This window comes from Oleiphilus sp. HI0117 (assembly GCF_001635235.1).
This window is the reverse complement of the sequence record NZ_LWGA01000448.1, coordinates 1-9,703: the sequence shown is the minus strand read 5'-3', so window position 1 is coordinate 9,703 and position 9,703 is coordinate 1. Positions and strand designations below refer to the sequence as shown.

The 9,703-nt window shown below is 44.9% G+C and carries 7 protein-coding genes; 3 read left to right on the top strand and 4 right to left on the bottom strand.

Going from position 1 to position 9,703, the window contains the following annotated elements; translation table 11 throughout:
• Positions 1-44 precede the first annotated feature (44 nt).
• The 3 genes from A3757_RS05205 to A3757_RS05195 all read left to right on the top strand — a co-directional run bounded on the left by A3757_RS05205 (position 45) and on the right by A3757_RS05195 (position 5,195).
• Positions 45-2,192 (top strand): HDOD domain-containing protein, encoded by a 2,148-nt coding sequence (locus A3757_RS05205; RefSeq protein WP_068642366.1) that lies wholly within the window; start codon positions 45-47, stop codon positions 2,190-2,192.
• An 81-nt stretch (positions 2,193-2,273) separates the two neighbouring features.
• Positions 2,274-4,457: an EAL domain-containing protein gene (locus A3757_RS05200; RefSeq protein ID WP_068514704.1), complete on the top strand. Its 2,184-nt coding sequence runs from the start codon at positions 2,274-2,276 to the stop codon at positions 4,455-4,457.
• 81 nt (positions 4,458-4,538) lie between these two features.
• Entirely contained in the window at positions 4,539-5,195 is a 657-nt protein-coding gene (locus tag A3757_RS05195) for a bifunctional 2-polyprenyl-6-hydroxyphenol methylase/3-demethylubiquinol 3-O-methyltransferase UbiG (RefSeq protein WP_068514702.1), read from the top strand.
• Here A3757_RS05195 and murI read toward each other — a convergent pair.
• From murI to A3757_RS05175, 4 genes are read right to left on the bottom strand one after another with little or no spacing between them, the layout of a single operon-like run.
• Complete coding sequence (gene murI, locus A3757_RS05190; protein ID WP_068514699.1) at positions 5,168-6,013, bottom strand: glutamate racemase; 846 nt, start codon at positions 6,011-6,013, stop codon at positions 5,168-5,170. The genes A3757_RS05195 and murI overlap by 28 nt on opposite strands.
• A gap of 13 nt (positions 6,014-6,026) precedes the next feature.
• On the bottom strand, positions 6,027-7,946 hold the full coding sequence (locus A3757_RS05185; RefSeq protein WP_068514696.1) for a Gldg family protein: 1,920 nt from the start codon (positions 7,944-7,946) through the stop codon (positions 6,027-6,029).
• Between the two features lie 12 nt (positions 7,947-7,958).
• Complete coding sequence (locus A3757_RS05180; RefSeq protein ID WP_068514694.1) at positions 7,959-8,693, bottom strand: ABC transporter permease; 735 nt, start codon at positions 8,691-8,693, stop codon at positions 7,959-7,961.
• On the bottom strand, positions 8,690-9,640 hold the full coding sequence (locus A3757_RS05175; RefSeq protein ID WP_068514691.1) for an ABC transporter ATP-binding protein: 951 nt from the start codon (positions 9,638-9,640) through the stop codon (positions 8,690-8,692). The genes A3757_RS05180 and A3757_RS05175 overlap by 4 nt, the downstream gene beginning before the upstream one ends.
• Positions 9,641-9,703 lie beyond the last annotated feature (63 nt).

The window sequence follows — 9,703 nt, the reverse complement described above, 5'->3', positions numbered from 1 at the left end:
AATAATAACGTTCTTTAAAAGACGATTTTTTATCATAAAAAGCCATGACTACAGACAACACACAACAAATAATGAACGAATTGAAGGTAAATAAGCTACCTTCTCTTCCTCATGTATTGGTTGAAATGCTGGAAGCTTGTCAGGAAGACGGCGCAACCTTTCAGCGAATGTCACAAATAATTAGTCATGATGCTGCGATCACCGCACGCGTTATATCCCTGGCAAATTCGTCGTTCTACAATCGCGGAACCGAAATAAAAAGTATTGAGCGCGCTCTACTTGTTTTGGGTACCGATACAATCAAGACGATTGTTATCACTGCGGCGGTACAACAATTCTTCTCGGGCTTTAAGAGTCAACACCTCGTTTTTTTGAAACAGTTCTGGAAGCACTCTCTGAGCACAGCTTTAATTGCAAAAGCATTAGCGATCCTGACCAGCTACCCTAATCCTGATGAAGCCTATCTGACTGCATTGCTTCACAACATCGGGGAGGTGGTTCTCGACAGTCACTTTCCACAAGAGTATGCAGAACTTCGTAGTAAGCCAGAGGTTCTTACTCATAAGCTCTGTAAATTTGAGCAAGAAGCATTTTCAGTTGACCATACTCAAATAGGAGCATGGCTCGCAAAAGAGTGGAACTTAAGTAGCTTTGCTGTTGATGCGATTGAGTTCCATCACGCCGAGCCTGAATCTATTCAGGATGCTCATCACCTGGTTAAGCTCATATACCTTTCAAGCCAGTTAGGCACTTTTCAGCAGGATTATTTCTCAGGCGACAGTTTCGCAGACTTGGGTTACCAATTATTTGAACTAAACAGCGCACTACTAAAAGAAATTGTCTTTAAAGTCGAAGGCGATGTTAAAGAAATGGCCAAGACTCTAAATATCGAAATAGACATTCAAGCCGACATAGATAGTGAAAACGATAAAAAAGCCCAAGTAAAGCTGGCCGAGCAAGTCCGAAAGATTGGTCTTATCCAGAATGTTAGCACTGAACTGAGTCACGCCCAAAACCGAGATGAGCTAGGAAGGTCACTACGCACGAGCCTTGAGCTACTTTTTGGTTTTAGCCAAAGCGAAGTCTACTGGTTTAACCCCGAATCTAAAGAGCTCGTTTCAGGCCAGGCACATGGCGACAATGAAGTACCTATTAAAGTGAAACTAAGTAATGAGCGCAGCCTAGTCGCGCAGTCAGCCGCAAGAAACCAGGTAATGTGCTCACTTGACCACAATATTGAGGCCTCAAGCTCAGCCAATGACTCAAACAACTTATCAGTTGTCGATCAGCAGATAACTAGGGGACTCAATAGCACGGGTATTGTTTGCTGTCCGATTCGGACTCATGAAGACTTATTTTGCGTATTGGTGATTGCCTGTGAACACTCTCTGAGCCAAAGCTCACACCAAATACGTTTATTAAAGTACTTTACCGAGGAAATGGCCCAGGCTTGCAGTAAGACCACGGAAAAAATTACACGCATTGAGAGCGATGCCAGCACTGAAGCTATGGCACAGCGAGCCAGGGAAATAGCCCACGAAGCCAACAACCCCTTAAACATCATTAATAACTATTTGGTCTCTTTGTCTAACAAACTAACGGGGCCTGCAGAAAGTTACGAGCAACACGAGCTAGCTGAAGAGCTTGATATTGTCAGAGAAGAACTAAATAGAACAAGTCAGATTATTTTACGTTTACGCGACCTAAAACAAGAAGCCGTCGAAACACAGTCCGGCGTCGACATTAATACCGAAATCAAGAATCTTTGCACCTTATATGAGCATTCTTTATTCGTCTTGCACGACACTTCCTATCAGCTAGACTTAGATCAGGACTTGAAGCGAATCGGCACGAAAAGGAACCAGTTCAAGCAAATCATTACAAATCTGATTAAAAACGCCTCGGAAGCAATGCCTGAAGGCGGCATTATTTTTATCAGCACGGCAGCCAATATCAACCTTAATGGCCAGGGTTACGTAGAAATCCTGATCAAGGACCAAGGCCCAGGCCTGCCAGAAGAAATAGCAAAAAGCCTTTTTAAACCTGTTACCTCAACAAAAGGTGACGGACACTCAGGCTTGGGCCTGAGTATTACCAAAAACCTCGTCAGGGATGCTAAAGGTACCATTAGTTGTAGAAGCAACGAAAAAGGAACGACGTTTCAAATCTTTCTTCCTCAAGAAAGCCTATAGTCCATGTGTATGGAAGCGACTATAGGAGAGGAATATGGAGCAGTAATGAACGTAGTGATTACGTAGTGGTCAAGAGTTAGCATGAAAATACAAAAAACAGAGCAGAATCTAAGTCTGCAAACTGAACAAGCCTGCATTCTTATCGTCGACGATGAGTATCGCCTACTTAAAAGTCTTGAGAACCTTCTACTCAACAAAGGCTATCAAGTTGTTTGCGCACATGGTGGCCTGCAGGCCTGTGAAAAGCTATCATCAGAAGACTTTGATCTAGTTCTTCTTGATCTGAATATGGCTGATCTCAATGGTCATCAAGTGATGGACTTTATCACTCAAAAAGAAATCGATGTTGCAACAATTGTTGTCAGCGGCGAGTCTTCTTTTTCTGCGGTAAGCAAAGCTTTACGACGTGGCGCGTATGATTACTTGCGTAAGCCCTATGACCCTGAAGAACTGCTTTCTACCATGGAAAGCGCCCTGCAGAAGGTGATGCTTGAAAAAGCACACCACGCTATGCAATCGAGACTACAAAAATCTGAAGAACTTCACCGCTACATCGTTAACAGTTCTCCTGATATCGTTTTCATGCTCGACAAAAGTGGTCGATTCACTTTTCTGAACAACAAAGTAGAAAGCATTCTTGGTTATAAGAAAACAGACTTAATCGGCCGAAACTACCTGGATATTATTGAAGAGAATGACCTGGAGCGTGCCAGCTATCTATTTGAGGAACAGTTCGGTAAAAAACAGGATACCTGGTCTTCAGAGTTGCGCCTGAAAGCTAAAAAATCAGACCATACAGCGCGCTATTTTGAAGTCACTTTCTTCCCTATTGAGCGTAAAGTAAGAACCTCAGTTACAGACATTTCCGGAAAAAAGAAAACGCTTACCAAAGTGATTGGCACCTATGGAACAGCTCGTGACATTACCGAGCGAAAAGAAGCCGAAGAGTTTATTAACTTTCAGGCCTATCACGACCTTCTTACACGCCTCCCGAACAGAGCGCTGTTTAAAGACCGTCTAAACATCTCTATCGCGCAGGCCAAACGAAACAAGAATCATGTCGCCGTCATGTTCCTGGATCTGGATCGCTTTAAAGTGGTCAACGATACTTTGGGGCACGCTATGGGCGACCGCTTATTGCAGTCTGTGGCCCTTCGCCTTGAAAGCTGCGTCAGAAAGTGTGATACCTTATCTCGTTTTGGTGGAGATGAATTCACCCTACTTCTGCCATCAATTTCTTCGCCTGAAGATGCCAGAACCATTGCCAAGAAAGTCATTTCAACACTCAAAGCCCCTTTCGACCTGGGTGAGCATGAAGTATTTGTCGGCGTAAGTATTGGTATTGCCGTCTACCCTAATGGCGGGAACACGGTTGACCAGCTCATCCAAAATGCCGATGTTGCTATGTACCATGTAAAGGGACGCGGTAAAGATGGTTACCAGTACTACAGCGAAGATATGGCCATCCACACCTCAAATCGTTTGAGCCTGGAAAGAGACCTTAGAAACGCACTGGAACGTAACCAGTTCAAAGTTTATTATCAGCCTCAAATTTCTGCCAAGACAGGTAAGACCATCGGTGTTGAAGCGCTGGTAAGATGGCAGCATCCTGAGCGTGGTCTAATCTATCCTGGCGAGTTTATTCCTTTAGCCGAAGAAACCCGACTAATGTCTGATATTAGCGACTGGGTACTGCATTCGGCCTGTAAAGAAATTAAATCCTGGATCGACAGCGGCCAAAGTGACATTCGCTTATCAGTAAACTTCTCACCTCTCCAGGTTGAACACCCGCGCTTTGTACAGCGTTTACTATCCAGCTTGCGCCAGGCAGATTTCCCGCCCGGAAATCTCGAAATCGAGCTCACTGAAAATGTTATTATGAACGACCTTGAGAATATGACTCAAAAACTCAGACAACTCTCTGAGCATGGCGTCACCATTGCCATTGACGACTTTGGCACGGGTTATTCATCACTGAACTATATTCATAAACTGCCTATTCATACTTTGAAAGTAGACCAGTCCTTCATCAAGGATATTGAAGATACACACGATGATGCCTGCATCGTTAATGCTATTGTATCCATGGCCCACGGCCTGAAACTCAATATTGTTGCCGAAGGCGTCGAAACCGAGACTCAACTAAGTTACCTAAAGTCTTTGGGCTGCCAGGAGATTCAAGGCTTCTATTTTGGTAGAGCCGTTCCAGGCCGTGACGCACTTGAACAGATTAACAACAATGCGAGCCAGCTTATTGAGATATAAGCTGGCCTTTTTCCTCAGAACATCCATAATAATGCAAAGCCTTATAGTCAAACCTGCCTCTTCTCTTTGAAAGCTCAAACCATGTTAGACAAATACAGATTAATTGGACGTTCCTACGACACTTTAAGCAAACTATATAGCGGCAATGCTATACAGGAATGCCGCTTAGCGATGCTTGATGAAGAACTCGTCAAGACTGGTAGTAAAGTCTTATTTGCTGGTGCGGGACAAGGTGATGATGCCATTAGAGCAGCTGAACTCGGTGCTGAATCGACATTAATTGATTTATCACCAACAATGATGGATACCAACCTCAAACTTATTGAGAAGCACCCCGATAAGGAGTCACTCAATATTAAACCTATCCTTGGTGACATACTCAAGCATGAAGCAAAAGCTAATTATGATGTCGTGGTTGCCAACTTCTTTCTAACAGTATTTGAGAAAGACAAAATGAATGCGGTGTTAGACCACCTGATCAAACTGTGTAAACCAGGTGGCTACGTGATTATTGGTGATTTTAAAACTGCCAGTGGCAATATATTTCAAAAGACTGCTCAGCAAGCCTACTGGCTAACCGCCGCAACGGCTTTCTTTGCGGTCGCAGGCAATGCTATTCATGGCCTTTACAATTACGCAGACCTACTTGAAAAGAAGGGTTTGAAGCTCTGTAAAGAGCAGACTTTTAGCGTACTGGGCCAACCCGCATTTCAGTCCATACTGGCCGAGAAACAGTGAAGCTGGTATTGAGCTAAGCCCAAGGCTTGTAATGATTCCGAGAACACCTCTTCATTAGGCGTCATCTCAGAAAAATAAATCTGATGAATCGCGTTCTTTGTAGAGAGATCTTGCCCTGGAATAACCCCCTGCTCACCAGCCAACAAATGCTGCACTCGCTTTGCAATCGCTTCACCGGAATCTACCCAGCTTACCTGGGGAAGCAAGGCACTAAGCTGATCTTTAAGTAAAGGGAAATGAGTACATCCCAAGACAACCACATCTACCCTTGAGCCATCGACTTCTTGTTTAAACGGTGCCAGCACTCGAGCAAGAAGTGCTTGATCAACTGGGTAACCCGACAAGTGCATTTCGGCTTGTTCAACAAGCTCACTGCTACCAATTCGAACCACGCAACAATGACTTGCATAGTCCTTAATTAATTGATCTGTATATTGGCGCTTAACCGTTGCCGGAGTCGCTAATAACCCTATCACCGCGCTTTGGGTCATCTGGGCTGCGGGCTTTATAGCGGGTACAACGCCGACAAAGGGCACATCAAACTCCGCCCGTAAATCCGGCAGGACTAGGGTGCTAACAGTATTACAAGCCAGAACAACCAGCTCTGGCTTATGTTGGAGCAACATTGCCGAGACAACTTCTCTTAAGCGTTGCCGAAGCACCTGCTCCGGCAACAAACCATAAGGGAAGTAAGCGTCGTCTGCAAAATAGATAATTTGCAACTCTGGCATTGTCGCCAGAATCGATTGGCAGACACTCAAGCCCCCTACTCCGGAATCTAGTACCAGAATCGAGCGAGCAGCGGGCGACTGTGTCAAAGGGTGAGGCCTTTTAGCGCTGCACAGAACGCTTGCGCATTGCGACAAATAGCGCAAACAAGCAAACTAGTACAGGCACTAAAAAGATATTAATCAACTTCAAACGCGTACCCAAGTTTTCAATATCCTGGTCCAACTGATGCTGAACATCTCGCAACTGTTTACGAATTTTAAGCTTCTCAACCTGAAAGCTTTCTAACTCTTGGGCTTGCTCATCAGTAAATAGAGCACCATCACCTTCACCCCGTAAACGCTCCAGATCCATCAGCTTACTCTCAGTTGCCTGAAGCTCTTCTTCGAGCAACTCTTGCTGCTCCAGGAAGCGCTCTTCAGCCGCCATACGTATATCTTCAACTTTATCAAAAGGACGATTAAAGCGCCCCTGACTACGAATTTGAATTAGCTCCGGATGCCCCGAAAAGTTTTCCAGAGCATTAACCAGGAAACTACCATTATCGGCCCAAGGCGTGGCAATCTGCTGACCAAAGAAATTCTGAACCTGAATCCACAGTCGATCTGTCAGTAGATCTGAATCCGCAACAATCATCAAGTTAAGCGCCTCACCTTCGCTTATTTCCGGTAAAAGCGTTTCGCTAACTGTTTCGGTTTTCTGAACCTCTTCGGCATCCAAAGAGTCGCCCTCAGCATTTGGCTCATCGCTATCAGATAAGATCTGCTTCTGCACTGTTACACCTTCAGGAAAAGCGGTCTTCGCTTTCCCTGAAACTCTTACAGCAAGGGCATAGCGCTCGCCCGTTGGTTCAAAGTCATTCAATAAGTCTTGAGGGTCTTGCAGATTTGTTAAGAGCTCAGCTTTTTGTGGCATTGACTGTTCACTGCTCGATAACAAGACATTCACTTCCGTCTGACGGTCTTCAAGACTATCCAGGATACCCGCTGAAGACCAGTTCATGCTCTCTAATCCGAACAAGACAATGTCTTCGCCTGAGCTCGCCGTGCTCGGGTCCATCCCTAACAAGCCAATATGTCGCACCGGATTTCGGTTCTGTCCAAGCCCGACAACCATAGAGTTTGCGAAGTCAGTCACGATCACATCTTCGCGCAACTGGAGACCCCAGCCAGGCAGCAACTTATTAAGATCTGAACGTTGTACAGAAGGAATTCCGCTTTGTCCGGCAAGTGCCTCAGAGTACGGGTCGAGAAATACCAAGGTTCTCCCACCCTTCAGGACAAACTGATCTATCGCAAACAACAAACTATCTGAAAGGTTTTGAGGTGCAACAAGCAAGAGCACATCCACCTCAGGAATTTCGGTGGCATTGTCTTCTATCCATTCCAGTTCAAAGCCTTCCTGCATATATTCGACAATCGACCAAGCTGGACGTGTCTGTCGAGTCATATAATCAAAGCCGCCATTGATTTCCACGCCACTATAAATTCCGACTTTAGGCAAAGCCGTCTTTGACAGAGACGAGATCAAACGCGTCAATTCATACTCAAGGAATGCCTCTTTGTCTGGCTGCATAAATGGAATCACTTCTTCTGCGCCGTCTTCATTCTGTACACGCAAGCCAAAGTAAATTTCGTCACCTCGGGAACCTGCTGGCACGCCTTGCAAGCCAGCCAAGGAAGCTTCATCTTCAGCTTCCGAGAAAGGCACAGGATCTACTTTTTCGAAGCTGAGCTTCCCGTCAGATAGACCTACATACTCTTGCAACAATTCTTCGACTCTTTGAGCATAAGTCCTTAAAGCAGGAAGCTGTGAACTCGCTTTATCAGAAAAATACAAGGTTAAGTTCACGGGCTTATCAAGACTTTTAATTATTTTCTTAGTGCCGTCAGACAAGGTATACAAACCATTTTCAGTCAAATCCCAGCGAACACCGCTTAGCAGTTTGGAGCTCACGAGAATCACCACAAACATGGCAATAAATACAATCAATAAACCTTTAGATGATTTTAAATTAGTCATGTCTATCTCCCCTTAATCCGCTTTCTTCATATCAACGACCAAAACAGTGGCATAGAGCCAGGCCGAAATGAGCACAAGAAAATAAACAAAATCGCGCAAATCAATAACACCACGGGATATCGCATCGAAGTGAGTCAGGAAGCTTAGGTTAGCGAAGCCATCAACCAACCACAACGGCGCCCAAGACGAGAAAACATCCTGAACAATTGGAAACCCTGCTACCACCATTAGAAAGCACACCACCAAGGTTAGAATAAAGGCAATTATCTGGTTTTTCGTTGTTGCTGACAGGCATGAACCTATCGCCAAAAAACCACCAGACATTAGCCATGAACCAATATATCCAGCGAAAATCACGCCATTATCAGGCTCCCCAAGATAGTTAACGGTTATCCATAAAGGGAAGGTCAAAAGCAAAGCCAGACCGATAAAAAGCCACGCCGCAAGAAACTTGGCAACCACCAGCTCCAAAGTAGATAGAGGTAAAGTCATTAGCAACTCAATGGTGCCACTGCGACGTTCCTCAGACCATAAGCGCATCGCCACTGCAGGCACCAAAACAAGATATAGCCAGGGAATGAAGTTAAAGAAAGCCCCAAGGTCAGCCTGACCTTGCTCAAAGAAATGCCCCAAATAGAAAGTAAACACACCACTGAGCATTAGAAATATAACGATAAAGATATAAGCGACAGGCGTTGAGAAATAACTCGCCAACTCCCTTTTTAATACAATATTCATGACGTTCATGAGCGACCTCCCGTACGAGCAGCCTGCTCTGCTTCGATTGTTACCTTCCTAAAGACATCATCCAACTGCCCCGTCTCGACATGCAGTTCTTCTATCTGACAATTGGCGGCATGTAACACGGAGTTAATTGGTGCAAGAATCGCCTGCCCATTCACTGGGTAAGCCTTGATTGAACCTGTCGAGTCACTATCAACTGATTCAACCTGCGGTAAAGCTTGCAGCTGTCTGATAATGTCTTCATTATGTTCTGAAAGCCTGACTGTCACCGCGTTATGATGCTCTGACATGGCAGCTAGTTCTTCAGGCGTTCCATCAAAGACGATGGCTCCTTGAGCCAAAATCATGGCACGAGAACAAACCGCACTCACCTCTTCAAGTATATGCGTCGAGACAATAACAATCTTGTCTTCTGACAAATCGTGGATTAACTGTCGAACCTGATGTTTTTGGTTTGGGTCCAAGCCATCAGTCGGCTCATCCAGAATTAGCACTTTGGGATCATGAATCAAGGCCTGGGCGATCCCCAAACGGCGGCAATAACCTTTCGACAGGTTTTCTACCTTCTTGTTCAGAACCGGTTCCAACGCGACCTTTTCCACAACCTGGTCAATTCGGGTCTGCAGCTGAGCCCCAGAAAAACCTCGCACCTGACCGATAAACCTTAGTGATGCGATAACCGTCATATCTGCATAAGCAGGTGCACCTTCAGGCAGATAACCAATTTCTTTCTTGGCGGCAATCGGGTCCGATAAAACATCATGTCCCATTACCGCTATCTGCCCCTCACTGGGTGCCAAAAACCCTGTCAGGATCTTCATTGTTGTTGATTTACCTGCGCCATTTGGCCCTAGAAACCCTAAGACTTCACCAGGTTTGACAGTAAAGCTGATATTATTTACAGCGCAGAAGTCATCAAAATTTTTAGTAAGATTGGAAACTTGTATCATGGTTTACTCTGAATTGAATTAACTCTAGATTCATATTGTTATGATTAACATATTGACTCACGA

What these genes read in the sequence shown, in the direction of transcription:
- A3757_RS05195 (WP_068514702.1), top strand. Translation starts at nt 4,539, where the DNA reads ATGTTAGACAAATACAGATTAATTGGACGTTCCTACGACACTTTAAGC.
- A3757_RS05185 (WP_068514696.1), bottom strand. Translation starts at nt 7,946, where the DNA reads ATGACTAATTTAAAATCATCTAAAGGTTTATTGATTGTATTTATTGCC.
- A3757_RS05175 (WP_068514691.1), bottom strand. Translation starts at nt 9,640, where the DNA reads ATGATACAAGTTTCCAATCTTACTAAAAATTTTGATGACTTCTGCGCT.
- A3757_RS05180 (WP_068514694.1), bottom strand. Translation starts at nt 8,693, where the DNA reads ATGAACGTCATGAATATTGTATTAAAAAGGGAGTTGGCGAGTTATTTC.
- A3757_RS05205 (WP_068642366.1), top strand. Translation starts at nt 45, where the DNA reads ATGACTACAGACAACACACAACAAATAATGAACGAATTGAAGGTAAAT.
- A3757_RS05200 (WP_068514704.1), top strand. Translation starts at nt 2,274, where the DNA reads ATGAAAATACAAAAAACAGAGCAGAATCTAAGTCTGCAAACTGAACAA.